The 26,109-nt window shown below is 43.4% G+C and carries 24 protein-coding genes and 1 tRNA gene; 5 read left to right on the forward strand and 20 right to left on the reverse strand.

All coding sequences use genetic code 11. The annotated features are described in order from the left end of the window. Positions 1-162 precede the first annotated feature (162 nt). The 4 genes from CWC03_RS03955 to CWC03_RS03970 form a co-directional block, all read right to left on the reverse strand. Complete coding sequence (locus CWC03_RS03955; protein ID WP_039493039.1) at positions 163-1,338, reverse strand: mandelate racemase/muconate lactonizing enzyme family protein; 1,176 nt, start codon at positions 1,336-1,338, stop codon at positions 163-165. 8 nt (positions 1,339-1,346) lie between these two features. After that, on the reverse strand, positions 1,347-2,114 hold the full coding sequence (locus CWC03_RS03960; RefSeq protein WP_138580667.1) for a class II aldolase/adducin family protein: 768 nt from the start codon (positions 2,112-2,114) through the stop codon (positions 1,347-1,349). A gap of 122 nt (positions 2,115-2,236) precedes the next feature. Next, positions 2,237-2,560, reverse strand: a complete 324-nt coding sequence (locus tag CWC03_RS03965; RefSeq protein ID WP_138580668.1) for a c-type cytochrome — start codon at positions 2,558-2,560, stop codon at positions 2,237-2,239. Between the two features lie 72 nt (positions 2,561-2,632). Beyond that, on the reverse strand, positions 2,633-3,169 hold the full coding sequence (locus CWC03_RS03970) for a DUF2058 domain-containing protein (protein WP_010378951.1): 537 nt from the start codon (positions 3,167-3,169) through the stop codon (positions 2,633-2,635). Between the two features lie 188 nt (positions 3,170-3,357). On the opposite strand from CWC03_RS03970, the gene CWC03_RS03975 reads away from it, so the two are divergent. Beyond that, positions 3,358-4,491 (forward strand): MFS transporter, encoded by a 1,134-nt coding sequence (locus tag CWC03_RS03975; protein WP_138580669.1) that lies wholly within the window; start codon positions 3,358-3,360, stop codon positions 4,489-4,491. On the opposite strand, the gene CWC03_RS03980 is transcribed toward CWC03_RS03975, so the two are convergent. Both CWC03_RS03980 and CWC03_RS03985 read right to left on the reverse strand, forming a co-directional pair. Next, positions 4,423-4,962, reverse strand: a complete 540-nt coding sequence (locus CWC03_RS03980) for a prolyl-tRNA synthetase associated domain-containing protein (protein WP_138580670.1) — start codon at positions 4,960-4,962, stop codon at positions 4,423-4,425. The two genes, CWC03_RS03975 and CWC03_RS03980, sit on opposite strands and share 69 nt — an antisense overlap. Further along, a complete protein-coding gene (locus CWC03_RS03985; protein WP_138580671.1) occupies positions 4,959-5,354 on the reverse strand; it encodes a hypothetical protein in 396 nt (131 codons plus the stop codon). The genes CWC03_RS03980 and CWC03_RS03985 overlap by 4 nt, the downstream gene beginning before the upstream one ends. Before the next feature lie 129 nt (positions 5,355-5,483). Between CWC03_RS03985 and CWC03_RS03990 the strand changes: the two genes are divergently transcribed. Beyond that, positions 5,484-5,559: transfer RNA gene (locus tag CWC03_RS03990), tRNA-Ala, on the forward strand. A 151-nt stretch (positions 5,560-5,710) separates the two neighbouring features. Here CWC03_RS03990 and CWC03_RS03995 read toward each other — a convergent pair. Both CWC03_RS03995 and proB read right to left on the reverse strand, forming a co-directional pair. Then, positions 5,711-6,958 (reverse strand): glutamate-5-semialdehyde dehydrogenase, encoded by a 1,248-nt coding sequence (locus tag CWC03_RS03995; protein WP_138580672.1) that lies wholly within the window; start codon positions 6,956-6,958, stop codon positions 5,711-5,713. Positions 6,959-6,961: 3 nt separating this feature from the next. Beyond that, the gene (gene proB / locus CWC03_RS04000; RefSeq protein ID WP_502705365.1) at positions 6,962-8,068 is read right to left on the reverse strand and encodes a glutamate 5-kinase; all 1,107 of its coding nucleotides are present in this window, start codon (positions 8,066-8,068) and stop codon (positions 6,962-6,964) included. 565 nt (positions 8,069-8,633) lie between these two features. Here proB and CWC03_RS04005 point away from each other — a divergent pair. Beyond that, positions 8,634-10,505, forward strand: coding sequence for a cation:proton antiporter (locus CWC03_RS04005; protein ID WP_138580674.1), 1,872 nt, complete (start codon positions 8,634-8,636; stop codon positions 10,503-10,505). Positions 10,506-10,649: 144 nt separating this feature from the next. On the opposite strand, the gene CWC03_RS04010 is transcribed toward CWC03_RS04005, so the two are convergent. The 4 genes from CWC03_RS04010 to CWC03_RS04025 form a co-directional block, all read right to left on the reverse strand. After that, positions 10,650-11,288: a tetratricopeptide repeat protein gene (locus CWC03_RS04010; protein ID WP_128727716.1), complete on the reverse strand. Its 639-nt coding sequence runs from the start codon at positions 11,286-11,288 to the stop codon at positions 10,650-10,652. Between the two features lie 242 nt (positions 11,289-11,530). Further along, positions 11,531-12,847, reverse strand: a complete 1,317-nt coding sequence (locus CWC03_RS04015) for an adenylosuccinate synthase (protein WP_138580675.1) — start codon at positions 12,845-12,847, stop codon at positions 11,531-11,533. A 339-nt stretch (positions 12,848-13,186) separates the two neighbouring features. Beyond that, positions 13,187-14,242, reverse strand: a complete 1,056-nt coding sequence (gene recA, locus CWC03_RS04020) for a recombinase RecA (RefSeq protein ID WP_138580676.1) — start codon at positions 14,240-14,242, stop codon at positions 13,187-13,189. A gap of 66 nt (positions 14,243-14,308) precedes the next feature. Next, a complete protein-coding gene (locus CWC03_RS04025; protein WP_138580677.1) occupies positions 14,309-14,800 on the reverse strand; it encodes a CinA family protein in 492 nt (163 codons plus the stop codon). Between the two features lie 24 nt (positions 14,801-14,824). Here CWC03_RS04025 and mutS point away from each other — a divergent pair, with 24 nt between their 5' ends. Continuing rightward, positions 14,825-17,416 carry a DNA mismatch repair protein MutS gene (mutS, locus tag CWC03_RS04030; protein ID WP_138524184.1) on the forward strand — a complete coding sequence of 864 codons (2,592 nt, stop codon included), beginning with the start codon at positions 14,825-14,827 and terminating at the stop codon, positions 17,414-17,416. 46 nt (positions 17,417-17,462) lie between these two features. Here mutS and CWC03_RS04035 read toward each other — a convergent pair whose 3' ends face one another. Next, positions 17,463-18,722 carry an outer membrane protein transport protein gene (locus tag CWC03_RS04035; protein WP_138580678.1) on the reverse strand — a complete coding sequence of 420 codons (1,260 nt, stop codon included), beginning with the start codon at positions 18,720-18,722 and terminating at the stop codon, positions 17,463-17,465. A 373-nt stretch (positions 18,723-19,095) separates the two neighbouring features. Between CWC03_RS04035 and CWC03_RS04040 the strand changes: the two genes are divergently transcribed. Then, positions 19,096-19,413, forward strand: coding sequence for a hypothetical protein (locus tag CWC03_RS04040; RefSeq protein ID WP_138580679.1), 318 nt, complete (start codon positions 19,096-19,098; stop codon positions 19,411-19,413). Here the strand turns inward: CWC03_RS04040 and CWC03_RS04045 are convergent. The 7 genes from CWC03_RS04045 to ftsY form a co-directional block, all read right to left on the reverse strand. Beyond that, positions 19,410-20,684, reverse strand: coding sequence for a cyclic di-GMP phosphodiesterase (locus tag CWC03_RS04045; protein ID WP_138580680.1), 1,275 nt, complete (start codon positions 20,682-20,684; stop codon positions 19,410-19,412). The genes CWC03_RS04040 and CWC03_RS04045 overlap by 4 nt on opposite strands. Positions 20,685-20,908: 224 nt before the next feature. Then, positions 20,909-21,244: a ribonuclease E inhibitor RraB gene (gene rraB / locus CWC03_RS04050; protein ID WP_010374098.1), complete on the reverse strand. Its 336-nt coding sequence runs from the start codon at positions 21,242-21,244 to the stop codon at positions 20,909-20,911. A gap of 5 nt (positions 21,245-21,249) precedes the next feature. Further along, entirely contained in the window at positions 21,250-21,957 is a 708-nt protein-coding gene (locus CWC03_RS04055; RefSeq protein ID WP_171040201.1) for a 1-acylglycerol-3-phosphate O-acyltransferase, read from the reverse strand. Between the two features lie 194 nt (positions 21,958-22,151). Beyond that, the gene (rpoH, locus tag CWC03_RS04060) at positions 22,152-23,009 is read right to left on the reverse strand and encodes an RNA polymerase sigma factor RpoH (protein WP_010374102.1); all 858 of its coding nucleotides are present in this window, start codon (positions 23,007-23,009) and stop codon (positions 22,152-22,154) included. Between the two features lie 298 nt (positions 23,010-23,307). Continuing rightward, the gene (ftsX, locus tag CWC03_RS04065; protein WP_010374104.1) at positions 23,308-24,294 is read right to left on the reverse strand and encodes a permease-like cell division protein FtsX; all 987 of its coding nucleotides are present in this window, start codon (positions 24,292-24,294) and stop codon (positions 23,308-23,310) included. Then, complete coding sequence (gene ftsE / locus CWC03_RS04070; RefSeq protein WP_017218471.1) at positions 24,291-24,968, reverse strand: cell division ATP-binding protein FtsE; 678 nt, start codon at positions 24,966-24,968, stop codon at positions 24,291-24,293. The genes ftsX and ftsE overlap by 4 nt, the downstream gene beginning before the upstream one ends. A 113-nt stretch (positions 24,969-25,081) precedes the next feature. Beyond that, on the reverse strand, positions 25,082-26,109 hold a 1,028-nt coding region (ftsY, locus tag CWC03_RS04075), incomplete at its 5' end, for a signal recognition particle-docking protein FtsY (protein ID WP_138580682.1).

Consider the following 26,109-nt stretch of genomic DNA (forward strand, 5'->3'; position numbering starts at 1 on the left):
ATTTTGAGGCGAGAAAATCTTGTCGATAACTAGGCAAAAATTTTGCTATTTAGTTGTTCTAAATAAGAAATTTTTAACGCTGTTAGCGTCAGATTTACTCCTTCAAATTGAGCAAGTATTAAGTCAAATTGGTATTAGGCATTTAAGCTTATCGTCGAATATCTACTTAATTTCCACACGGGCTGAGCGCATTACGATTTCATCGTTTAGCTCAATACCAAGTCCCGGCTCTTCTGACACTCTAAAGATACCGTTCTTAGGCTGTGGATCTTGCAAGCATAGCTCTCTGTTCCACTTTTTGATTGCGTAAGTATGATGCTCATGGATCAGGAAGTTTGGGATGGCGGTTTCCAAGTGTAATGAAGCTGCGGTTGCTACCGGGCCACCACAAACGTGTGCCTGAATACGGATATCAAAGATATCGGCGTAATCACATACCTTCTTAGTTTCCGTAAAGCCACCACATAGGCCAATATCTGGCTGCAGTACATCAATACTTTGATCTTCAAAATAAGGGCGAACACCCCAGCGGTTATACAAACGTTCACCACCAGCAATTGGCACTGAGGTCTTGTTGGCTACTTTTGCATGTAAAGAGTGGTTAAGATAATTCACCGGCTCTTCATAATACATACAATCAAATTCTTCAGCGATATCCGCAATTTGAATAGCTGATGTCGCGCCTGGTAAGCTGTGGCACTCAAAAATAATGTCGACTTCATCACCTACCGCTTCACGAATAGCCTTCATTCTCGCACGGTATAATTTCATTTCCGCGCGCGAGATAAGCTTAGTTCTGTCGTAATAGGTATTGCCATCTTTATCATACTGAATTGGGTCAACTTTAACCGCATCATAGCCTTCAGCAATGGCTTTGTGGGCCGCTTCAGCATATTCGTGCGGTTGAACCAGTGCTTTAAACTCGCTATCCCAATCAAACTGTAATTGCGAGGCATAGGTGCGAAGCTCTGGGTTCACTTTACCACCAAGCAACTGATAAACAGGTAGGTTTAAGGCTTTACCTTTAATATCCCAAAGCGCCGTATCGATTGCCGACATCGCCGCATATACCACAGGCCCGCCACCTAAACCCCAGAAACTTTCTCTCAGCATACGGGACCAGAGCAACTCAGTTTGAAAAGGGTCATGACCAATCAAAAAGGCTTCAGCCATTTCTTTAATCATACTGGCCGCAGCGCTGTGGCCGAGGTCGTATGCAAGCCCTGCTTCACCTACTCCTGAAATACCTTCATCGGTGTGAATACGCACAAAAACAGGTGTCCAAGCAGGTCTATCTGGACAATGAATATCGAAGACTTCGACGCGATTAACTTTCATGTTGACTCCTATTGAGCAAAGCTTGGATCTAGGCGGTAAGCTTTACGAAGCATTGCAGGCCATGCTAATTGACCACCGGTGCTACCGCTATGCACGACATTCGCTTGGTTATATATGTTATCAATAATGGGTTGAGGTACAGGTACTGCCTGTTGTCCAGTTGCTTGAATCGCAACTTGGATTTCGCATGCTCGCTGCAAGTCATAAAAACGCATAAAGGCATCGCCTACCGTTGACCCAACAGTTAAACCACCATGGTTCACGAGCAGCATATGATTGGTTGTACCTAAGTCATCTTGCAAGCGCTTTTTCTCATCCATATTCACGGCTAAACCTTCATAGCCGTGATACGACAGTGATGGTAAGGAGAACATACTATGCTGACTTAAAGGCAATAACCCCCCCTCTACACTTGCTACTGCAACCGTCTCTTTGGTATGGAGATGGATAACACAATGCGCATCTTCTCGCACTTCATGGATTGCACTGTGAATGGTAAAGCCCGCCGGATTAATCTTAAATGGCGTATCATCAAGGATATTCCCTTCAAGATCGACCTTCACTAAATTAGAAGCGGTGACTTCATCAAAGGTCAGACCAAAAGCGTTGACTAAATAATGATCCGTTCCTGGCAAACGCGCCGACATATGCGTATAAATTAGATCTCCCCAACGAAAGTGCTCAACCAGTCGATAGCAAGCGGCGAGATCAACACGCAGTTGCCATTCTTCTGCGCTTACTTTGTCTTTTAAATTTAACTGAGGTAATTCGAACATGGGGATCCCTTATTGACTCCACATTTAGATGTATAGAAGTCTAAAATAGCTTAATTATATCTTCAACTAAAAACCACCGCGAACGGTGGTTTTTTTATTATCTTTGATATCTAATTTTGACGTTATTCAACTTTAGATAGATACTCTGCAATCGCATCGATTTCAGCGTCACTGACATTAGCGACCATCGCTTTCATCGCTGCTGACATACCGTTATTACGTTTACCTGATTTGATATCTTTCATCTGCGCCGCTAAATACTCTTTATTTTGACCATTTAGCTTTGGATACAGAGGCATGATTGGAGCTTTACCTTCTGCACCATGACAGGTTTGACACATCTTCGCTGTATATAATGCTTTACCATCTGCAGCCATTGAACTTGCTGACCCTAGTGCGCAAATTGCCACCGTAGTCCCTACTAGTAGTTTTTTCATCTTGCTCATATCATTACTCTTTTTATTGACGGTTAACGTTGTAAGTCAGTGTAGACTAAAGTTTGACCTAAAGCCTAATCACTACCACATCAAATCATCTGGGACTTCAAAGTCAGCGTAAGGGTCATCCTCATCACCTTGCTGATTGTCCTCAACATGGAAAACGATATATTTTTCGTCTACCTCTGCAATCTTTCTAGCAGGTTCATCTTGTAGTACGTAGAACTGCTCTTCTAACACACAAATCGCTAAACGCCCCTTTGATAGCGCTTTTTGTGTTTCGGAATTAACTTCTAACTCCTTCACTTTATTTTGGTATGTGAAGTTGAAGGTCACATTGCCGCGGATCTCATCTTGGTTATGATGTTCTAAGATCTGCTTCACGCGAGCAATTTGCTCTTTGTCTTTAAGCGTTTCTTGCTTCGCCTTATTTAGCTCTTCGGCACGCTTTTGCTGCTCGAGCTTTGTTTGCTCAATATGTTTTTGAAGGTCCGTTTGGTCGCTCGTTGCGCCCTTTTTCTTTTTCTTCTGCTGTTTACGCTTTTGTGTTTTTGCAACTTTCGCTTTGTGCTCAGTTGTTAGACCTGCTTTTAGTAACTGATCTTGCAGTGAACCCATCATGCAACTCCGTAAAATAGACTTTTCACTATTTTAACTCAGCAATTTCGATTGACCAGAGAGGAATCAGCCAATCTAATATAAAACTACCAAAATTATTGCTGCGCATCGTGATTTAGCGCAAAAAATTGTCATCTAGTTTGCTTTAATTTAAGCTAACTCATCGAAATTAAAAGCCTTATTGCTTAATGCCTGTCATACACCTATTGCTCTGCTCTGTGACCATTTTTTTTGTGCTTTACGCACCGCAGCCGCTGCTGGCTGAGTTTGCCGAGCAATTTAGTGTGTCAGCGTCAGATGCTGGCATGCTGATGTCAGCAACTATGCTACCTTTGGCTATCGCGCCAATCTGCTACGGATTATTGCTAGCAAGATCCAATCCACTACGCATTTTAAAGTGGACCATGCTGCTTTTGGCACTCAGCAGTTTAGCATTTGCTTCAATGACTTCATTTTCAGGGCTATTGTTTATCCGGTTAATTCAAGGGCTATTATTACCTGCCGCACTCACTGCGATGACAGGCTATATCGGCCAACAATTTAGTGACTCGCAATTGAAAAGAAACATGAGCTTGTACATCGGAAGTACCATAGCCGGAGGTTATTTTGGCCGCACACTTGCAGCCAACTTTGCCGTCTGGTTTGAATGGCAAAGTTTCTATTACCTAAACGCATTATTATTGATTGTGTTGGCAGTTAGCATTCGAGCCAGTATGAATAAACCCCCAATAATACAAGCCACCAAGGTCCGTGATTACTTGGCACCACTCAAGCAATCGCGCCTAGTGAGATTATACAGCTCTGTATTTTGTATGTTTTTCTGCTTCGCGGGGCTACTCAACTTTTTACCCTTTATACTCAAGTACGACTTCAATTTAACTGATCCCAGTAAAGTGGGCTGGGTCTATACAGGCTATTTAGTTGGTGCTTTAGGGTCTCTCATTACACCTTGGCTACAAAGTAAATTTCATTCTACCTGGCAATTTTTAGCGGTGATGTTCTTCATCTATGCAACATCTATTGCGCTTTTGCCTATGGTATCTATCTTATTTTTCTTGGTCTTATTTACGCTGTTCTGCGCCTGTATGTTTGTGATCCACTCAACCGCCGCACCATTAGCCAACAGTATAAGTCAGGCACCTGCAACCGTCACCAATGGCGCTTATGTTTCGTTTTATTATTCCGGAGGCGTGCTGGGATCTTATCTTCCAGGTTTGATTTATGAGCAAGCTGGTATCACTTGGTTTTGTGCGTCACTTTTTATCGTCTGTACGGTCGGCTTGGTCCTGAGTTTGAGAAATACAGTCAACCCAGTGAGGTGAGTGCCCAGTGACCTGCCAAAAGCGCTTTAGGTCTTCGAGCGTTAACACCCAAGTTTTAGTATTCACTAGGGGATGACACTGCCATAAATGCGCAGATTGCAGTTCACTATCAAGCCATAATTCGACTTGTTGCTCACTGTCGTTATGCAGTGTGAGTGCTGACACACAGCCCTGTTCCACACCTAAATACTTTGCTAGCCTGTCCGTCGATGCAAAACCTAAACGCGACACCCCTTGAGATTTAGACAGTGCTTTTAGGTCAACTTGCTTATCTGCAGGAATAATAAAAAGAAAGTGTCGCTTTCCATAGTTATCTCGTAGGAAAAGATTTTTCAATCGCGTCCCTTTTCTCTCTAGCTTCAAGTTGTCAGCATCTAGACAAGTATGTAACGGTGGATGCTCATAACTGAGATAGTTGATATCTAACTGAGCGAGCCGCTCTACAAGTACACTTGGATTGTTTCTGATCACAAACACTTACCTCGTAACTGAACGCTACGCTGCCGCCAGTACACATCGGTAATTTTATGACCTGCCTTGCAGTAGTCCGCCTCAATCAAAGCCGGTTTTAATAAGGCGACGGCTTGCTCTTCTAGCTTGAGTTTTAGAGAGGGAGAATCTTCAATACGTTCAAACTCAGCAAAACGTTTTAGCTCTCTCCTTGATATAGGTTTACTAGCATCCAACTCCATTCGGGGTGTTGCTTGTACTGTTACAATGAAAGCAAATTCTTTATCACCAGTTGGTGAAAGGCGCTTATGAAAAGATTGTTTTTCGATAATAAGTTCAGGCTCATCAGGCTGTGATGCACAACTCGCTAGCAGCCCAATAACGAGAATAGAAAAGATATGACGCAGAACCATAATTCGCTTAATTCGTTTTATTTTCAGTTCAGTGTAACAAAGACTATAAAAAAATAGCGAAATTTTTTGTCTGGGGTTGACGGGAATATAAAAAATGATTAAATTTCGCTTCGTCCACTGACGGAATGTGGGGCTATAGCTCAGCTGGGAGAGCGCCTGCCTTGCACGCAGGAGGTCAGCAGTTCGATCCTGCTTAGCTCCACCACTTTCCGCATTTATTACTTGTTACAAAATTAACTCCCTAAATCGAAAAGAAAAAAGCCCAAGTCTTTCGACCCGAGCTTTGCAGTTACTTATGTCATTCTGTGTATACCACTGAGTATAACTCTTCCATCTACTCAAGCAGCATAAATTCATTATTCTCTGATTTGGCCTACACCATTCACTAAAAACTTTTCTGTTGTTAGCGACTCTAAGCCCATTGGTCCGTAAGCGTGCAATTTGGTTGTAGCAATACCAATCTCGGCACCTAGGCCTAACGCTGAACCATCACTAAAGCGTGAAGAGGCGTTAACCATTACGACAGAAGCATCTACACCGCGCTGGAACAAATCAGCAGCCGCTTCGTCTTCCGTACAGATAACTTCGGTATGATGACTGCCAAAGCGATCAATATGCGCAAGTGCTGCATTAAAATCAACAACCTGACGAACCGCTATTTCAAGGCTCAAGTATTCTTCGCCAAACTCGTCATCACTCAATTCAACGGCATTATCAAAATAAGCTACGGTCTGCTTACATGCATTGATTTTTACACCTCGTTCGGCCAATGCAGCAGCAACTTTCGGTAAAAAAGTCGAAGCGATATCTTGATGAACGATTAACCCTTCAAGCGCATTACATACACCAGTACGCTGCGTTTTACCGTTTAACAGAAGCGCCATTGCTTTATCGAGATCGGCCGCTTTATCTATATACAAGTGACACACGCCTTTAAAATGCTGTATCACTGGCACCGTACTATTCTCAGTAACGAAATTGATTAGACCCTCACCGCCGCGTGGGATGATAAGGTCGATATATTCTTTTTGCTGCATCAGCTCCATTAGCAATGCGCGATCTGGATCCGGAATAACAGAAACCAACGCGGCAGGTAGGTTATGTTTTTCAAGCGCCTGATGCATCGCCTTTGCGATCTCTAAAGAACTCGCTAACGCTTCTTTACCACCACGCAAAATAACACCATTACCTGATTTAAAACACAGCGCACCGGCGTCAGCAGTGACATTGGGGCGCGCCTCATAAATCATGCAAACAACACCAAGTGGCACTCGCATTTTGCTGATTTTAATGCCATTTGGTCTTACGCCCATGTCTCTACGTGCACCCACAGGATCGTCCAGTTGAATGATCGTCTCAATGCCTTCAGCCATGCTTTCAATCCGCGCTTGGTCGAGCGTTAGTCTGTCAATCATAGCGTCGCTAAGCTGGTTATCACGAGCAGCAGCTAAGTCAGCCTCGTTGGCTTTAATAATGGCATCGCTGTTATCACGGATCCCTTTTGCCATATCTGCTAACACCGCATTTTTTTGCTCTGTAGATAATAGTGCTAACTGTTTCGCTGCTTTTGCAGTCTGTGATGAAATGTCTGTAATTAAACTCATGTCTTATGACTTCTCCAATAATGCAATATCTTGTTCTGAAATAACGGGTCCGATACTATCTTGAATTCTTTCGCTGATCGGACTCTCTTCATGTTCAGTTAAAAAGTTTAATAGGCAGCTACTGTAATTGGTGGTCGCTTTGGCTAAGCGCTTACCATCTTTACTCCTTACGAGTATGGTATCACCAACAGAGAACTCACCTTTTACTTCAGTGATTTCATCACCACTTAACTGACCCACCACTTGATTTTCGCCTGAGCCATAATCGCTATCTACGACTAGCTCACCTTGCTCTGATGCTGTGTGAGTCATCCAATGCACCGCTTCTTGCATCGGTTTATCATAGGCTGTAAATACCGTGCCTGGATTTTTTCCCGCCAACAACAATTCAAAGGTTGTCTCTTCGAAGCCATTAACAATATAGGTATCTATACCGTGAGACGTCGCCTTTTCAGCAGCTTCAATTTTGGTCTTCATACCACCGGTGCCAACCTTACTCGTTGGACAACCTGCCATATCGTAGATTTCTTCAGTGATCTCTGTCACTTCTGAAATCAGCTCTGCGTCAGCATGTAAATTAGGGTTTTTGTTATATAAACCACTGACGTCGGAGCAAATAATTAGCCCGTCAGCATCAGCTGCTCCAGCGACCATGGCTGATAAATTATCATTATCACCTACCTTCAGGTCGTCTGTGGTCACGGTGTCATTTTCATTGATAATAGGCAGTATTCCATGATCGAGTAAAGTGAATATTGTTTCACGAATACTGGTATATCTTTCCCTGTCACGCAGGTCGCCGTGAGTCAGCAATATCTGCGCCGACGGGAAGTCAAAGAAACGGTCCCACGTAGCCATCATCTCGGTTTGGCCAGCTGCCGCCATCGCTTTTTTCACCGCAATGCTAGGCTGCTCTGAGTTTGGAAATAAGTGCGACCCTGCTGCGACTGAACCTGAAGAGACGAGGATCACTTCGATACCTCGGGCTCGACAACGCACGATGAATTGCGCGATGCTGAGTAAATAGCGGGATCGACACCCATCTTGCTCTGGCGCGATCAACGCACTCCCGATCTTGATTACTATACGTTTTGACTGTTTCATCGACATAAATTCCTGCATTAAATTAACCACCCACTCACGAGTTGGTACTCCAAATATCTCCTATTAGAAGACAACAGAAAGCGCAATGCATCGACCAAGAAGTCGGCAAATAGATAAAACAAACAGACGTGCGACGGCGAAGACCTTAGTCCCATCATGTCGCCACACATGCTAAACCCAGACACAGCAACAATCGTTAACTGGCTGACATTTCACTAATAGAAGATTGATTGTGACATCAAGTACTTAACCCTTGACGTCGAGCCGTTTCCAACAGGGCCACCATGGTTTGGTGCGGCCGGAAAGGCTGTACCGCAATGAATAATTGCGTAATGAGTAGATTGTGAATGACGGCGCGATTTACTCCACGCCTTGAACGCTTATTACCTTAACGTAAGCTCGGGTAAGATTGCAACCCTATCCCATGTTAATTATTTATGATCACCATAAATCAATTTTATAATACCTTATTTTCAGTAATTTATTCACTTTACCCTCATTCGCGCTGTGTTATAACTGGATGCTAGCTATACTGATAAAAATGTTGGGATAATCCAACCGGGGAGAATCTATGTCAGCAATCTACATTGCAGGTATTGCAGTATGTTCTGTAATAGCACAATGGCTTGCTTGGGCCTTTAAGGTTCCAGCAATTTTATTTTTACTTCTTATTGGTCTTGCTTTGGGGCCATTTAGTGGCACGTTGGATCCAGATGCCTTACTCGGGGATTTACTCTTTCCCGTCGTCTCACTTTCCGTTGCCGTTATCCTTTTTGAAGGTTCACTAACCCTGCATTTTAAAGAGCTCAAAGGAATTGGTAAGGTCGTACGGAATCTCTGTTCTATCGGAATGTTGGCAACCTTTGCGGTGATAGCAACAACCGCAATTTTCGTGCTGGAGCTTAACTGGCAAGTTGCCGCTGTTTTGGGCGCAGTACTTGTCGTGACCGGTCCCACGGTTATTGCCCCGATGCTGAACGCCATGCGCCCAGACAAAGACATAGACCGTATTTTACGTTGGGAAGGTATAGTCATAGACCCAATCGGTGCACTCTTTGCGGTACTCGTATTTGAAGCCGTTTCTTTAGTTGGTGGCGAAGGTATCTTCAGTCATACCCTGTGGGCGCTCGTATCAACACTTGGTGTGGGGATCAGTATTGGTGTCGCATCAGGTTACCTCACCACTTACCTAATAAGAAAAGAGTGGCTTCCTTTCGAGCTTCACAAATTCGCTATTTTAGCGCTGGTGTTGTTTAGCTTTACGCTATCGAACCATCTGAGCCATGAGTCTGGTTTACTGGCCGTAACTATCTTTGGTATCTGGCTTGCTAACCAAGATGACTTGGAAATCGATTCAGTGTTAGAGTTTAAAGAAGATCTCTCAATGATCCTAATTTCGAGCTTATTTATCTTACTCGCGGCACGACTCAAACTAGAAGATTTAATGCTGCTAGACACCGACGTCTTTATCTTTCTCGCGGTAGTATTGTTTATTGCTCGACCACTGTCGATATTCTTATCAACGTTCAATACTGACTTACCGATTAAGTCTCGTATTCTGTTAAGCTGGATAGCTCCTCGAGGCATTGTTGCTGCAGCCGTTGGCTCAGTTTTTGCGTTGAGTATGACAAAATCACAAATCGCAGATGCGGATAAAATGGTGCCACTCATTTTTACCGTTATCATCATTACGGTAGTATTACAAAGCCTAACGGCAACGCCTTTCGCGCGCCTTTTAGGAGTTCGTCAACCAAAACCCAATACCTTACTCATTATTGGCGCAAATCATGTAGCAAGAGCGGTTGCTAAGGGCTTAAAAGATCAAAATGTTGATGTTTACCTATCCGATCCCGCATGGGAAAACTGCAAAATGGCAAGAATGGACGGGCTGCCTTGTTACTATGGTAATCCGCAGTCGGAACATGCAGAACGTTATCTGCCGTTGACCAGCCTAAAATCAGTCTTAGCGCTTTCACCTAACCGCCACCACAACGCATTAGGTGTACAGTACTTTTCTCACTTACTCGGTGATCAGTGTGTTTATTCGCTCAAATCATCCACTAACCATGCTAAGGCGAACAAAGATAGTGCTACTTTTCTTTCTCGCCAAATCTTGTTTGGTGACGAAGGTAATTACGCCAAGCTAAGTAGCATGATGGCTAAGGGCGGTAAAGTGAGCGTAACTCGGATCTCAGAAGAGTTTAAATGGGAACAGTATAAAGAAGTTAACAGTGAAGCAATCCCACTGTTTGTACTCACAGAGCAGAACAAAGATGAAGAGCCTTTGTTGATCCGCCCATTTACCTCTGACATGAAAAAGCTACCAGAAGAAGGCGATCGCGTATTAGCGTTACAACCGCCTAAGTTAACGGTGCTTAAAGATCCAAACGCCAATAAAGAAGGCCAAATTGGTGCAAAGCTTAGCAGCCAGCAGATCACTTAACCTGAGATTTGAACTAGCAATAAACAAGCGTACAGGCCTTATTTAGAAACAAGCTAGCGGTGTAAATCACGCCGCTTTTACTTTCCACTCACAACCTGCTGAAAGTAATATCTATTGATCCAACGGAGTTAACCTAAGTTCAGGTTATATAGGCAATCTAGCGCGCTTTACCACGCTATCAGGCATTTTATTTGCCAACTCACCTAGTGCTACCTGAATTCGCTTATGTAGCTTTTTATCAGCGACTGCGGAATGAAACAACCATCGATAGGCATCTTCATAGTCTCTAGGACTACCATGACCTTGATTAAACACATCTACAAGCCTTAATTGAGCGTTTAAGTTGCCAAGTGCTGCTGCCTCTCTAAGATAGGTTACCGCCATTGCTTTATCTTCTTGCACCAACTGGCCAACATCATAGTAACGACCTAATTGCTCAAGCGCCGCGGCAAGGCCCTGCTCAGCTGCCCTTTTCATATAATAAAGACCGAGTTCAACATTTCTGTCTACACACACGGCATAAGCTAGCATGTCACCATAGAGAAATTGATACGAAGGCAGCGCCATAATTTCAGCACGCGCTTCAATATCTTTAACTAGCTGACACTCATCCGCCTTAACCCGAGCGAGGTGTTGATTTTTTTCAATCAGCGCTAGTAGCTCTTGCTGCGTGTATAAAGGCACAGCTTCGATTGCCTCTTCGGCTGATACTTTGCTCTGTATACTGAGACTTAAGGAAACACTCAATGCTGTAGCTGCAAAATAACGAAGTAAGTAATTCATCGAAGACCCATCAAAGTAAAGCTGATTATTTAACTATAGCAGGCTACAAAAGCAACTTACTTGCTCTGCAGCAACATCGACACTCAAATATGATTAAGCATTATTTACGCCAAAGCGCAGTCTAATTTTATCATATGAGCAAACATTCGCTTATTTATCGGCAGGAAGACAAAAACTTGTAGGGTAATAGACACAAAAAAAGCTGCCGTAGCAGCTTCTTTCTTTATCAATCGACAGCTGGATTATTCAGCAAAAGGGTTGCGAACAATCATTGTCTCAACGCGGTCTGGGCCTGTTGAGATGATATCAATTGGCACGCCAGTGATTTCTTCTAGGCGCTTGATATAGTTGATAGCGGCTTCTGGAAGCTGCTCAACTGAAGTTGCACCAAAGGTGTTTTCGCTCCAGCCAGGCATTTCTTCGTATACCGGAGTTACTTTCTCGTAGCCTTCAGCAGCAAGTGGAGTCACATTGGTCACTGTGCCGTCTTCTAACTGGTAACCAGTACAGATTTTCACTTTTTCTAGACCATCAAGCACATCTAGTTTAGTTAAGCAAAAACCACTGATGCTGTTGATTTGAACTGCACGGCGCATTGCCACTGCATCGAACCAACCGGTACGACGTAAACGCCCAGTTGTTGCACCAAACTCATTGCCTTTCTCACCTAAGTGCTTGCCAACTGAGTCTTGCTTATCTTGACCATCGTAAAGCTCTGTAGGGAAAGGACCTGAACCAACACGAGTTGTGTAAGCTTTAACAATACCTAAGACGTAATCTAAGTGAAGCGGACCAAAGCCTGCACCAGTCGCAACACCACCAGCAGTCGTGTTTGATGAAGTTACGTACGGGTAAGTACCGTGGTCGATATCAAGCAATGTACCTTGCGCACCTTCAAATAGAATATGGTCACCAGCATTACGCGCTTGATCAAGTAGTTCAGTAACATCAACAATCATTGACTTAAGTACTTTTGCTACTTCCATCGCATCATCGTATGTCTTCTGGAAGTCTACTGGGTCTACTTTGTAGTAGTTAACCAAGGCGAAGTTGTGGAACTCTAGTACTTCTTTAAGCTTCGCAGCAAATTGCTCTGGGTTGAAAAGATCGCCAACACGTAAACCACGACGTGCAACTTTATCTTCGTACGCAGGACCGATACCACGACCAGTTGTACCAATGGCTTTTTCACCACGCGCTAATTCACGCGCTTGGTCTAGTGCAACGTGGTAAGGCAAGATCAAAGGACATGCTTCGCTGATCAATAGACGCTCACGTACAGGAACGCCACGTGCTTCAAGCATGTGGATTTCTTTCATTAGCGCATCTGGTGCAAGTACTACACCATTACCAATTACACATTTAACGTCTTCGCGTAGTACACCTGATGGGATCAAGTGTAGTACCGTTTTCTCACCGTTAATTACTAGTGTATGGCCAGCATTGTGTCCGCCTTGGTAGCGAACAACTAAAGAAGCCTTATCTGTAAGTAGGTCAACTACTTTACCTTTACCTTCGTCACCCCATTGGGTGCCTAATACAACGACGTTTTTACCCATTGCAAATTCACTTAGAAAAAATTAGGCGCAGATTTTACCAGAAAACCATAGTCGAAATCACCCCAATTTGCCTAATTTTTCTGCTTTCAATAAGATTGATGAGGTAAAGCATCAAGGTAAGTGTCATAACTTGTTGAAAAGGTGGATTAATAGCTGAAAATCAAACAACGTATTTTATTTTTATATCAAAATAGCTGTATTGTTCGGATTAATCGATAACTATCTCTTTGTTATCAAAAGTAAACTTTTATAAAACGTAAAAAGCCCAAAGGTTAACCTTTGGGCTTTTTAAAATATAGCTCAAGCTTGCTGACGAGCAGTTAAGTTTGAGCGGCTAGCCTATAGCTCCAAATCGTCTTCAACTTCAGCAAGGCCTTTATCTTCTCCCTCTTCAGGCATAATAACCGCTTGCGCTAGGAGCATTTCTCTCAACTTGCCTTCAATTTCGTTGGCAATCTCAATATTTTCTTTTAAGAACTTAATTGAGTTCGCTTTACCCTGGCCAATCTTATTGCCGTTGTAGCTAAACCAAGCACCCGCTTTATCAACCAGTTTGTGTTTCACACCTAAGTCTATCAACTCACCTTGTTTCGACGTACCTTCACCGTACATGATGATGAACTCAGCTTGCTTAAATGGTGGTGCTACTTTGTTTTTCACAACCTTAACGCGAGTTTCGTTACCAACAACCTCATCACCTTCTTTCACTGAACCGATACGACGAATATCAAGACGTACAGAGGCATAGAATTTAAGCGCGTTACCACCAGTTGTGGTTTCAGGGTTGCCAAACATCACACCTATCTTCATACGAATTTGGTTAATGAAAATACATAATGTGTTCGAACGTTTGATATTAGCAGTAAGCTTACGCAACGCTTGTGACATGAGTCGAGCTTGCAAACCAACGTGTGAGTCACCCATATCGCCTTCAATTTCAGCTTTAGGGGTCAGTGCTGCTACCGAGTCAATAACAACCAAATCAACCGCACCAGAACGAACTAACATGTCACAAATTTCAAGCGCTTGTTCACCGGTATCAGGCTGTGATACTAATAGCTCATCAACATTTACACCTAGCTTTTCAGCATAGATTGGGTCGAGTGCGTGTTCAGCGTCAACGAACGCACATGTTTTTCCCATCTTTTGCGCTTCTGCAATCGCTTGTAATGTTAGCGTTGTTTTACCTGATGACTCTGGACCATAGATTTCAACAATACGACCAGTTGGTAAGCCGCCGATACCAAGTGCAATATCCAGACCTAGTGAACCCGTTGAGATGGCTTCAATATCTAGCGCCTTGTTCTCACCCAGTTTCATGATTGAGCCTTTACCAAACTGACGCTCAATTTGTGATAGTGCTGCGTCTAATGCCTTTTGCTTGTTATCGTTCATTTGCTTCTCCAATTCAGCGTAATGACACCTAGTATACTGTATGAAATTACAGTATCAAGTAGAATTTTATGATTTTACCATTGCTATAGTATTTTTTAATGAGAATTCAATAGCTTGAACTCTTATTTCAGCCCTGTTTCCAGTAAATACTTGGTGAAATGCCTGAACTTTGTCACTATTTGCAATAGCAAACCAAACAGTACCTACAGGCTTATCAGCACTGCCCCCAGTTGGTCCTGCGATACCAGACACAGCAATGGCAACTTCAGCATGGGCTGCCCGCTGAGCGCCTTTGGCCATCTCCACAACCGTTTGCTCACTCACTGCACCAAATTGCGTTAAGGTTTGTTGTGATACTCCCAATAATTCGTGCTTCGCTTGATTACTGTATGTCACAAAACAACGTTCTATATATGCAGAGCTCCCCGGCGTATCTGTTAACGCATAACTCACCCCACCACCTGTACATGACTCTGCGGTAGTGATTGTTACGCCGTTATTCGTTAGAATAGCGCCCAATTGTGCCGCATATTCGGCTATCTCTTTGTAGTGCTCCATAGGAAAACCTTTTAGGTATCAACAATGTCGTCAGATCTATATTCAGAACACACTATAAACCAACAAACCCCAATGATGCAGCAATACCTGCGAATTAAAGCGCAGCATCAAGAAATCTTGCTGTTCTATCGCATGGGCGACTTTTATGAACTTTTCTTTGACGATGCCATCAGAGCGGCGCAGCTTCTTGATATTTCTCAAACCTATCGCGGCAAAGCCGGTGGCAATCCGATTCCAATGGCGGGAGTTCCCTATCATGCAGTTGAAAACTACTTAGCTCGCTTGGTACAACTGGGTGAATCTGTTGCTATTTGTGAGCAAGTTGGCGACCCTGCGACCAGTAAAGGTCCTGTAGAACGTAAAGTTGTGCGTATTGTTACTCCAGGTACCGTCACCGACGAAGCACTATTGCAAGAACGCCAAGATAATTTACTTGCGGCGGTCTACCAACATCCAAAAAACTTAGGTTATGGCGTTGCCTATCTTGATATTAACTCGGGCCGATTTAATATCGTAGAGCTACAGACTGACGAAGCACTTAATTCTACGCTACAGCGCTTGCAGCCCGCAGAATTGTTATATCCAGAATCATTTCAGAACCTTTTAGTGCTAGAAAGTATTAAAGGCAGTCGCCGCCGCCCGGATTGGGAGTTTGATTTAGACACTGCAAAACATTTACTTTGTCAGCAGTTTGAAACCCGCGACTTAGTCGGTTTTGGTGTCGACAATGCCAATATGGGTTTAATCGCTGCGGGTTGTGTCATGCAATACGTGAAAGACACGCAGCGCACGGCATTACCTCATATTCGTGCGATCACGCTCGAAAAAAATGAGCACGCGGTGATCTTAGATGCCGCGACGCGCAAAAACTTAGAGCTAACACTGAACCTCTCTGGCGGTGTTGAAAATACCTTAGCGCAGATTTTAGATAAGTCTTCAACGGCCATGGGTTCGCGCTTACTAAAACGTCGCATTCATACGCCCGTGCGCGAACGCAAAGAGCTCAATGCTCGGCTCAATGCAATCGCAAGCCTTATCGAACAACAACTATGCATGGAAGTTTACGATGCACTAAAACACATTGGCGATATTGAACGAGTCGTAGCACGGTTAGCGTTGTTTACCGCTCGTCCGCGTGATCTAACGCGTTTAAGAAGTGCATTACAAGCATTACCGCCATTGCATGATATTTTACAAGATGCAACGGATGCGAGACTTCAGTCTATCATTAGCCACTCACCGGCATTACCTAAGTTACAAGATTTGTTAGAACGAGCGGTTATCGACAATCCCCCTGTTCTCATTCGTGATGGTGGAGTAATAGCACAGGGCTACAATGCAGAGCTTGACGAGCTACGCGCATTAAGCGCAGGTGCCACGGATGTTTTAGAAAAACTTGAAGAAAGAGAGCGCGAACGCACAGGGATCTCGACATTAAAAATTGGCTATAATCGCGTTCACGGATTTTATATTGAGATCAGCCGCGCCAATTCGCACTTAGTGCCTGCAGAATACATTCGCAGACAAACACTGAAAAATAACGAGCGCTATATTATTCCTGAGCTAAAAGAGCATGAGGATAAAGTGCTTGGTAGCCAATCGAAGGCGCTAGCACTTGAAAAGCGCCTGTATGAAGAGCTTTTTGAACTCATCGCTCCTTATATTGAACAATTGCAAGTCATGGCAGCGGCGCTTGCGGATTTAGACGTATTAAACACCTTAGCCGAACGTGCTCAGACACTAGACTATTGCAAGCCCACGCTTACCGAGGGCACCGAAATTGATTTAGTGGATGGTCGCCATCCAGTCGTAGAACAAGTAAGTAAAGAGCCCTTCATTGCCAACCCAGTAAAACTCAATGATGAACGTAAAATGCTCATTATTACAGGGCCAAATATGGGTGGTAAATCGACCTATATGCGCCAAACCGCGTTAATTGTGTTGATGGCGCATATTGGCAGCTATGTGCCAGCAAGCGCAGCCACCATCGGAATTGTCGATCGTATTTTTACTCGTATTGGTGCCAGTGACGACCTTGCCTCTGGGCGCTCAACCTTTATGGTTGAAATGACCGAAACTGCAACCATTTTAAATAATGCAACCGCCCAATCATTGGTGCTGATGGATGAAATTGGCCGTGGTACAAGCACCTATGACGGTTTATCACTCGCTTATGCGACAGCGGATTATCTCGCCAGCAAAATTGCAGCAAAAACACTGTTTGCAACTCATTATTTTGAGTTAACCGAATTGGCTGAGCAGCAAGCAGGCCTTGTTAATGTGCATTTGGATGCCGTTGAACATAATGATACCATTGCCTTCAAACACACCGTGATGGAAGGGGCTGCAAGTAAGAGTTTTGGTTTACAGGTAGCAAGTCTTGCCGGCGTGCCAAAAGCCGTGATTAAGTTGGCGAAACAGAAACTCGCTTTGTTAGAGCAACATCAGAGTGTTATTGGCGATAAGCCTACTCATGTAGCAGCGCCTCTACAACAGAGCTTAATGCTTGCCAATGAGCCTTCTGAGGTTGAAGCACTACTTGCAGATATGGATCCCGATGATATGACACCAAAGCAAGCCCATGCTTTGCTATATCAACTTAAATCTATGTTATAGAAAGTAAAAAGCGGCTAGAAGCCGCTTTTTTAATGTTCTCTCACAATTAGAACTTGTGGTTATACTGAAGACCAAAGATCATCGCATGGCCTTTAGAACGGAAACCCCACTTGCTTTGCGCTTTGTCAGTCTCAATAAAGTTTTGAGTCTTACCTCTTAACAAGCTGATCCCAAAATCAAGTGTTGCTTGATTTGGTAAAGTATACTCAGCACCAAAAGAGTACCATGTACGGTCTGTGTCTGGGATTGAAATAGACAGGTGGTTTTCATCCGCTGGCGATTCATCATACGCCATGCCAGCACGCAACTTAACAGACTCATTTAACTGATAGTCAGCACCTACAGAGAAACGCAAAGAGTTTGAAAAGTTTTCTTCTTTAGTGAATGCCGACTGCGAAGTACCGATAATCGCCTCAAGCTCATCAAAGCTGCTCCAGCCTGTCCATAATACGCTGTAGTGAACAGAGGTTGCTGAGTTTAACTTATGTGAACCAGAAATTTCAGCTATTGCGGGTAGTGTTATATCTACATATCCAGGAACAGATGCGTTGCCAGTACCACCTATTTCCGGAGGCAAAGCACTACGGAAGTGGCCATCAAAAGTAATGTCCGTTTCGCTGCGATAATGGAAACCAAGGCGATTGTTTTCATCAATTTGATAAGCTACACCCACATTCCAACCAAAGCCAGTATCATCACCTTCAAGGTGAACAGCTTCAAGGCTAGCCAGCTGACCTAAGTTGTTAGCACCCAAGTTACGGATGATTTTTGCATCGGCATAAACATGGTTAATACCTAGAGCAACACTCCACTGCTCATCCATTTGGTATGATGCGGAGATACCAGCATTAACTGTGACGATTTCAGTTTCACCCGCGATTTGGCCTGCCACATAATCCTCATCGAACTCTGTAGATAGACCAAACTGTGAATAGATACCAGCACCAATCGACCATTGGTCATTATATTTGTGTGTTGCATAAATAGCAGGAATAATAGCACTTGGTGCGATGCTGTTGTCATTTAACGCTGAAGCAGGGATACCATTGCTAGTACCTGTTCCCGTCAGGCTTACGTCCGGTTGAACATACATAGCTGCTACTGATAATTGCGTGCCTGATAGCTTACCCATCAATGCTGGGTTACGTGCAACCACTGACGCATCGTCGGCTGCAGATGCTTCACCTGCATAAGCACGACCAAGGCCAGATACGTTTTGTTCCGCAAGTTGGAAGGCGGCAGCTAGTGCTTGTGATGACGATAAAATCGCACCTGATGCGATAAGACCTAATAATACTTTGTTCATACTCTAATCCCCTGTGAACTAACCATTTCCTGAGTAATGGTTAAAAAAACCAATTCGAGTAACACTGCGTAGCCTCACTTTGACCTTGCTCACCTAGCCAATATCCAGCTATGCCACACACCCACCAAATTGGCAGAATAATAAATTCATGACACCCTACCTAAAAGTGGAGTAGAAATCTCCTTTTTTGCGACTTTTCGTTGATTAAGTGAACATATAACGAACAAGTTACGCACTTTATAAACTCATCGGATGAGACAGATTACCAAATGATAATAATTACCAATATCATTGACGTACCTTCATCCCTTATATACACTCTTCAATCTGAGTATGAGTCATTCTGTGTGCTAATCGTGCCAAGGAGAACAACATGTCGATAGCATTAATCATTTGCGCATTGGTATTTTGCGGTCTCAGCGTATATTGCCTGTGCAAAGCAAACTACTGTGCCTGTCGCCACGCAGGAGAATGTGATAACCCAGTCAGTCAATACTGGCTAGGTGCTATTGTCGCAGCGCTGCTATCACTGCTGCTAAGCTGTGCGGCGTTACATTCGGAAAAGGGAACATTACTATGGGTATTAATGATGGCAAGCTGTATGACTGGCGCGATGCTCTCTGCTAGATGGCAAAACCTCAAAAGGCGCTGTAAAAACGCTTTCTTTCCAGTCGCGCAATCCAAACCTTAAATCAATAATTGATCTCTTAGTAGTCGTGAAAGGTTAATTTGATAATCAAGCGGCCTAACACTTGCGATCACTTTGATGTCTGACTCGCTTAAATCCAAATCTTTTGCCGTAACATGGTGGAGATGTTTGGTATTGTAAAACACTCGTACAAGAGGCGCCGTGGGTGCATGTTTATTGCCTTCGAGTACCAATCCTAATCGTTCGTTGGTCAGTTTAACAATAGTTCCTACGGGGTGAACCCCTATACACTTAATAAAACGCTGAACTAAAATAGGGTCAAATTGCTTTTTACTCGACAGCAAAAAGCGTAACGCATTAATCGGCTCATCAGCCTCTTTGTGGTGCTGATCTGAGGTTATGGCGTCGTATACATCCACAATTGCCATCATTCTTGCCGCGGTGCTGAGTGCATCGTCTTTAATTCCTCTGGGGTAGCCTGTACCATCTAAGCGTTCATGATGGTTGATGATCATGTCCAGCATAATAGGCGTGATCCCAGACTCACCTTTGCTCAGCCCCAACGACTGTGCCACATGTTTTTTGACCGCACGATACTCAAGATCGGTAAAATTACCCGGCTTATTGATCAGCCCCTGCGGTAGCTTAGCGTGACCAATGTCATGCAACATCGCCCCCATGGCTAACTGTTCAATAATGTGTTGTTGCAAACCGAGGTGCTTGGCAAATACGGTGATCAGAATTGCGCAGTTAGTCATATGACGCCAATTGTAGGCATCTTTGTCTTTGATCCGCGTTAAAATCGCCATCGCATTTGAATTGCGCAGTACCGAATCTACGATGTCTTTACTTACCTCATTGATGAGGCTCATATCGACCTTCAAACCCGATGTTACATCTCCATAGAGGCTTTGGATCTGACGGTTATTTTTTTCAAACTTTTGCATCGCAACTGCGAACTCTTGCTGCAAAGTTTGTTCTTTACTCACCGTTTTAGCTTTGGGTTTTGGCTTGCTGCGAGCGGTGGAAAGACTACCATCCATGCCATTTTTGGCGGCAGGTTCTTCAGGAGCTTGTGGTGATTCAGTGACAGGTTCTGCTGGCTGCTGGTATTTCTGTGGTACGGGAATATCGCTCTGCGTAAAGTCGATGGTGAGCTCTAATACCCCTTTATCAATCAGCTTTTGAATGATAGCTTCATCTCTAACCATTCCCCGAGATTTGATCTTAATGCCCGCGTCAGACTTATGCTTGTGAACATTATCCACAAACATTCCTGGTCTAAGATCTTCAATGGGGAGGACAATCTGCATGAATCGCTTACACTACGTAGTTAGCCAATGAATATTAATACCATTGAATGAGATAAAACACCATCTATTCAGATTAAATTCACACAAAGGTATGGTGAAATTACAACCGCTAAGAAACGCTTGTTATACCAATTTACTTAATTAAGTGATTTAATTTGAGGTATTTATGAAATGTTGCAGGAGGGAAACCCAACACCGTATACATGCTGGGTTTTATACAGTTGCTATTCTTGGAAATAAGTTCCCCAGCCGTCGTATTCAACGCCAGCGTCTAATGCAACTTTTTCTAACTTGTCTACGTCTTCCATGATGACGTCGGTATCCAGTTCGGCTTCTACAACAACATCAAAGCCCCAAATTTTGCCGCCGTCTTCGAGCTCAAGCTCTGCTGGCTCTTCAACATCATAGCCCAATTTAAATGCTGCTAATGCTGCTGCTTCCAGCTTGTCAAAATCCTCACTGACAAAGTGATGTTCTACTTCATAAAGGGTTTCAGGGTTTGAACCGTCTTCTAGCAATGAAGAAACGATGTCTTCACTTATCTCACGCCAGTTTTCCATTATTTTCATCTCGCTTTTGCATCTAGTTCAGCTATTCTTTGAGCCATTTTAGCATGGATCTGAACAGCGTGATCCCTCGCTGGCACTTCTGGGTCTAAATATTCTGGCTCTAGCATGTCAATATAGACCTTACCATTATTCCAACGATTGAGCTTTATCTGCTCATGCGTTGAGCTCATACATACTGGGATAATAGGCACGTTGGCGCTCATCGCAGTGTGAAATGCCCCGGTTTTAAATGGCAACAAACCGCGACCATAGCTTCTGGTTCCTTCAGGGAACATCCAAACCGATAGTTTTGACTCGGTGATTTTTTTTGCTGATTTGGTCAGTGTACCTAAAGCTTTAGAACGATTAGCTCTATCAATCAAAATGTTGCCAGATAGCCAATACATTTGCCCAAAGAACGGGATCCACTTTAAGCTTTTTTTCCCCATGCTGACGGTGTTTTTTGGCACCACGGCCGGCAGCGTAAAGAGATCGTAATTATTTTGATGATTTGCAACATACATCGCAGGAACAACATGCTTGGCATTTTCATGCTGCGTGATCACCAACTCAACGCCTATCAACTTTGACATATAGCCATACCATTTGGCTATCGTGTGCACATTGTTGGCATGAAAAGGACGCACAATGCACAATAACAATCCGCAAATACCACTAACAATGATAAACACTGCTAATAAGAGAATTCGTATAATGGCAATCAATTTAACCACTCCAGAATTAAAATCTCGCGCATTATAGTAAAATAAGCGAACACTTGTAAGCTCAAAATGATGATAGTTTTGAGATTGCCAGAGGAGTCTCTAGGTATGAGAGTTAAGATGCTGATCTGTTTATAGAAAATAAAAATGCCGCTGAGTAGCGGCATTTGACACACGATTTATCATTTTTGCAAAATTTAGCTCATTGCGTTTTGCAGCTTTTTCATTGCTGACTTTTCTAGCTGGCGTACACGCTCTGCCGACACGCTATATTTCTCAGCAAGATCCTGTAATGTTGCTTTTTCGTCAGCAAGCCAACGTGCACTAACGATATCTTGAGAGCGTTCATCAAGCGTTTTCAGTGCTGCAAATAGGCGATTATGTGACTGCTCTTGCCACTGCTCTTGCTCAACTTCTTCGGCAAGGTCGCTACTTGTGTCTGTCAAATACTGTACTGGAGAGAAGTTACCCGCTTGGCTTTCATCATCGTCAGCAGATAGGTCGAAGCCCATATCTTGGCCTGCCATACGAGACTCCATCTCGCGAACTTCTTTCTCACTTACACCAAGCTCATTTGCAACCGTTGTCACTTCGTCTTGGTTAAACCAACCTAAACGCTTTTTATTTTTGCGCAGATTGAAGAATAATTTACGCTGCGCTTTTGTCGTCGCAACTTTCACAATACGCCAGTTCTTTAATACATATTCATGGATTTCTGCTTTAATCCAATGTACAGCAAAAGAAACAAGACGCACACCCACACTTGGGTCAAAACGCTTTACTGCTTTCATCAACCCAATATTTCCTTCTTGGATTAAGTCAGCCTGAGGTAGACCATAGCCCGAATAACTTTTTGCGATGTGAGCAACAAATCTCAAATGAGACATAATGAGTTGCTTAGCCGCGTTAAGATCCCCTTCTTCCTGAAGACGTGTCGCAAGTTTTTTCTCTTCCTCAGCGCCAAGCATAGGTATTGTGCTTACAGATTGAAGGTAACCTTCAACACTTGCGCTTTGCTGCCCAGTTAGTGCTAATGCGTATAAATCTTTAGTCATGTTTCACCTCAGTGATAAACCGTTTCGTGTATATTTAGCACTCTAACATCTAGAGTGCTAAATGCAATCTACTTTATCTGATTTTTAAAATCAACCTTTTTAGAAGAACTTCAAAAATAAAATATAACCCTATGAATAATATTAAAAATATTGAATTAACTAGGCTTCTTTTTACGATGTTATTTTTTTATGACAGTGCTAAATTTAATTAGTTCTGATTATTTGAGTGCTAAAATCTGATAGCAATTGGCAATCGACTGCTACACTTTAGCAGTCGATTGGTGTTTGTAGCGTTAAATCACACCTTTTCAGGTTCAATCTCTTTGATATAACGGTGTACAGAAAGAAAAGAGCCTACAAACCCTAAAGTAATCGCAGTGCCAAGTAGCACTAAAAGCTCATTTCCTGCCATTCCCTGAAGCACAAAGTTGCTTTGATATACCCCAACCACTGTAGATACAGCTGACTCCAGCCACCACAGCATAAGGGCAACACAGATAAAGGCAACCAAGCCACCGACTATGCCATACCATACACCAGTCCAAAGAAACGGAGCCTGAATAAAGGTATTGGTCGCTCCCACCAGTTTTAGCACTTGGATCTCTTCTTTCTTGTCCATGATGGATAAGCGTATAGTATTTCCAATAATCAAGATAACGGCGCTAAGCAATAGAAACCCCACGGTGATCACGCTTTCTTTTAGTAGCCCCAGCAGTGCATTTAGACGCTCTAGCCATTCAATATCCAGCTTACCAAACTCAACCTCGCGCTCTTTTTCAAGTTTAGTGAGAAGTTCTGTTGCGGCTTGTGGTTTTCTAAAACGACTAACAGGCGTTACCAGCACAACATTAGGCAGCGGGTTTTCTTCTAAATAGTTAAGCGCCTGACCAAAGCCTGACATTGACTTAAATTCATCCAGAGCTTGGCTTTTACTTATCAATACTACTTTTTCTATTTCTGGATAGAGTGCAAGCCGCTTCACCAAGGTTTGTGTCTGCGCCTCTGTCATTTCATCTTTAACGAACAATGATATTTCAGATGCCTCTTTAAACCCGCTACTTACCTGCTGTACATTTTTCACTACCACATAAAGCGTCGCGGGCAATGTCAGGCTAAGCCCCAAAACTAGAATAGTCATTAAAGAGGCCATTGGCGTACGCCACATTTCCCCAAGGCTCTGTACACCTTGACGAATAATCATCAAACAAAAAAAGTAAAAATGATGAAATACCGACTTTTTACTCTGTTCAGCCTGATTTCCTCGTCCTTTAAACAGCAAACTCATAGCGTGTCCTCCGCCAGCGGATCTTGTAGCATGCGTCCTTGATTAAGCGTGAAGCTACGGTATTTCATACGTGCTATTAACCCCAAATCATGAGTAGCGATAAGAACGGATGTACCACGGCGATTAAATTCTTCAAATAGGTTCAGAATTTCCATCGATAGTTCTGGGTCTAAGTTCCCTGTAGGTTCGTCTGCAAGCAGCAAAGGCGGCGAGTTAACAATCGCTCTTGCTATGCCAACACGTTGCTGTTCCCCTCCAGATAACACACTCGGATGGCACTTTGCTTTATCAAGCAAACCCACCTTGTCCAAAGCGGCATGTACTCTTTTGGTGATCTGTTTATGGTGAGTACCTTCAATAACTAAAGGTAGTGCGACGTTATCAAATACGCTGTAGCGTTCGAGTAGGCGGTGGTTTTGAAAAATAATCCCAATATCTCGGCGAACAAAAGGAACCTGCCGGTTAGATACCGTATTGAGATCGACACCATTAATATAGACACGGCCTGCTGATGGCCTTTCCATCACGCTAACCAACTTTAATAATGTACTTTTACCAGCGCCACTGTGGCCGGTTAAAAATGCGAGTTCTCCATTTGCAAGTTCAAAGCTCACTTTTTCCAGCGCTTTGTGCCCACCAGGATAAGTTTTGCTCACTTGCTCAAATTTAATCATGTTGGCCTCTTATACTTATTTTAACCATGACACTCAGTCCGTGGCATTGTAGCAATTCGGCAATCGAATAAAGCGGGCAAATTTGCCCGCTTTATTGCAACTGATGTCTCTATTTATTCTTGACTGAACAAAGCCTCGATAAAATCATCACTCTTAAAGGTGCGTAAGTCATCAATGCCTTCACCTACACCTATATATCGAATTGGCACCTTAAACTGATCCGCCACGGCAAAGATAACCCCACCTTTGGCTGTACCATCAAGCTTAGTTAGTGTGATACCAGTTAAGCCAACCGCTTGGTTAAACAGTTTTACCTGACTAATCGCATTCTGACCAGTTCCGGCATCAATCGTCAACATCACTTCATGTGGCGCGTCAGGGTCTAATTTTTTCATTACTCGAGCTATTTTCTCAAGCTCTTGCATTAGGTTATCTTTATTTTGTAATCGACCCGCTGTATCCGCTATTAATACATCGATATTTCTCGCTTTAGCGGCTTGGAAGGCATCAAATACCACCGACGCAGAATCAGCACCTGTGTGCTGGGCAACAACAGGGATACTGTTTCTTTCACCCCATACCTGCAGCTGCTCTACCGCAGCCGCGCGGAAAGTATCGCCAGCCGCCAACATGACAGATTTACCTTCGCTTTGAAACTGTTTGGCAAGCTTACCGATTGTTGTCGTTTTACCAACGCCATTTACGCCAACCATTAAGATAACAAAAGGTTTCTTATCGGCAGGGATCTCAAGCGGTTGCTCTGCCATTTTTAAGATCTCTGACATTTCTTTTTTCATTAGATCATATAAAGCTTCACCGTCTTTTAACTGCTTTCTATCAGCAGCATCAGTCAGGTTATCTATCAGCTTCATCGTAGTTTCAACACCAATATCAGCTGTTAGCAATTGCGTTTCTAGATCTTCGAACAACTCATCATCGATTTTCTTGCCTTTGAATACCGAAGCAAAGCCTGAGCCGATATTAGCCTTGGTTTTCAACAAGCCTTTTTTAAGACGGGAGAAGAAACCTTCTTTTTTCGGCTTTTCTTGTTCTTGAGCTAATTGTGCCTGACGTTCTGCTTCCTCACGCTCAGCTTGTTCTTTAGCCAATTGTGCCTGACGTTCAGCTTCCTCACGCTCGG

It is taken from the genome of Pseudoalteromonas sp. S2755 (assembly GCF_005886535.1).
Classification (GTDB): domain Bacteria; phylum Pseudomonadota; class Gammaproteobacteria; order Enterobacterales; family Alteromonadaceae; genus Pseudoalteromonas.

Bases quoted from the DNA above. Each gene is read 5' to 3' on its own strand.
- CWC03_RS03955 (WP_039493039.1), bottom strand. From the start codon at position 1,338: ATGAAAGTTAATCGCGTCGAAGTCTTCGATATTCATTGTCCAGATAGA.
- CWC03_RS03960 (WP_138580667.1), bottom strand. From the start codon at position 2,114: ATGTTCGAATTACCTCAGTTAAATTTAAAAGACAAAGTAAGCGCAGAA.
- CWC03_RS03965 (WP_138580668.1), bottom strand. From the start codon at position 2,560: ATGAGCAAGATGAAAAAACTACTAGTAGGGACTACGGTGGCAATTTGC.
- CWC03_RS03970 (WP_010378951.1), bottom strand. From the start codon at position 3,169: ATGGGTTCACTGCAAGATCAGTTACTAAAAGCAGGTCTAACAACTGAG.
- CWC03_RS03975 (WP_138580669.1), top strand. From the start codon at position 3,358: ATGCCTGTCATACACCTATTGCTCTGCTCTGTGACCATTTTTTTTGTG.
- CWC03_RS03985 (WP_138580671.1), bottom strand. From the start codon at position 5,354: ATGGTTCTGCGTCATATCTTTTCTATTCTCGTTATTGGGCTGCTAGCG.
- CWC03_RS03995 (WP_138580672.1), bottom strand. From the start codon at position 6,958: ATGAGTTTAATTACAGACATTTCATCACAGACTGCAAAAGCAGCGAAA.
- proB (WP_502705365.1), bottom strand. From the start codon at position 8,068: ATGTCGATGAAACAGTCAAAACGTATAGTAATCAAGATCGGGAGTGCG.
- CWC03_RS04005 (WP_138580674.1), top strand. From the start codon at position 8,634: ATGTCAGCAATCTACATTGCAGGTATTGCAGTATGTTCTGTAATAGCA.
- CWC03_RS04010 (WP_128727716.1), bottom strand. From the start codon at position 11,288: ATGAATTACTTACTTCGTTATTTTGCAGCTACAGCATTGAGTGTTTCC.
- CWC03_RS04015 (WP_138580675.1), bottom strand. From the start codon at position 12,847: ATGGGTAAAAACGTCGTTGTATTAGGCACCCAATGGGGTGACGAAGGT.
- recA (WP_138580676.1), bottom strand. From the start codon at position 14,242: ATGAACGATAACAAGCAAAAGGCATTAGACGCAGCACTATCACAAATT.
- CWC03_RS04025 (WP_138580677.1), bottom strand. From the start codon at position 14,800: ATGGAGCACTACAAAGAGATAGCCGAATATGCGGCACAATTGGGCGCT.
- mutS (WP_138524184.1), top strand. From the start codon at position 14,825: ATGTCGTCAGATCTATATTCAGAACACACTATAAACCAACAAACCCCA.
- CWC03_RS04035 (WP_138580678.1), bottom strand. From the start codon at position 18,722: ATGAACAAAGTATTATTAGGTCTTATCGCATCAGGTGCGATTTTATCG.
- CWC03_RS04040 (WP_138580679.1), top strand. From the start codon at position 19,096: ATGTCGATAGCATTAATCATTTGCGCATTGGTATTTTGCGGTCTCAGC.
- CWC03_RS04045 (WP_138580680.1), bottom strand. From the start codon at position 20,684: ATGCAGATTGTCCTCCCCATTGAAGATCTTAGACCAGGAATGTTTGTG.
- rraB (WP_010374098.1), bottom strand. From the start codon at position 21,244: ATGGAAAACTGGCGTGAGATAAGTGAAGACATCGTTTCTTCATTGCTA.
- rpoH (WP_010374102.1), bottom strand. From the start codon at position 23,009: ATGACTAAAGATTTATACGCATTAGCACTAACTGGGCAGCAAAGCGCA.
- ftsX (WP_010374104.1), bottom strand. From the start codon at position 24,294: ATGAGTTTGCTGTTTAAAGGACGAGGAAATCAGGCTGAACAGAGTAAA.
- ftsE (WP_017218471.1), bottom strand. From the start codon at position 24,968: ATGATTAAATTTGAGCAAGTGAGCAAAACTTATCCTGGTGGGCACAAA.